Genomic DNA, 323 nt, shown 5'->3' on the forward strand with positions numbered 1-323 from the left:
CAATCTATGCGGCACGTAAAGGAATTAAAACAGGTATCGTGGCTGAACGCTTTGGTGGTCAGGTGATGGATACCATGGATATTGAAAATTTACCTCAGTGCAAAAGACCCAAGGTCCAAAGTTTGCGGCTGAAATGGAAGCACATGTCCGTGAGTATGATGTCGATATCATGAATCTTCAACGTGTGAGCAAAGTGACTGGTGCAGATCAAACAGCAACGGGCTTGGTTGAGGTTGAACTGGAGAATGGTGCCAAACTAGAATCCAAAACCATTATTCTTTCAACTGGTGCACGTTGGAGAGAGATGAATGTACCCGGTGAAA

1 pseudogene is annotated in these 323 nt (G+C 44.6%); it reads left to right on the forward strand.

From position 1 onward, the window contains the following. Window positions 1–323, forward strand: a pseudogene (locus HMPREF0023_RS16015) (FAD-dependent oxidoreductase); the annotation flags it as partial.

The sequence above is a fragment of the Acinetobacter sp. ATCC 27244 genome (genome assembly GCF_000156555.1).
In the GTDB taxonomy this organism is placed as follows: domain Bacteria; phylum Pseudomonadota; class Gammaproteobacteria; order Pseudomonadales; family Moraxellaceae; genus Acinetobacter; species Acinetobacter haemolyticus.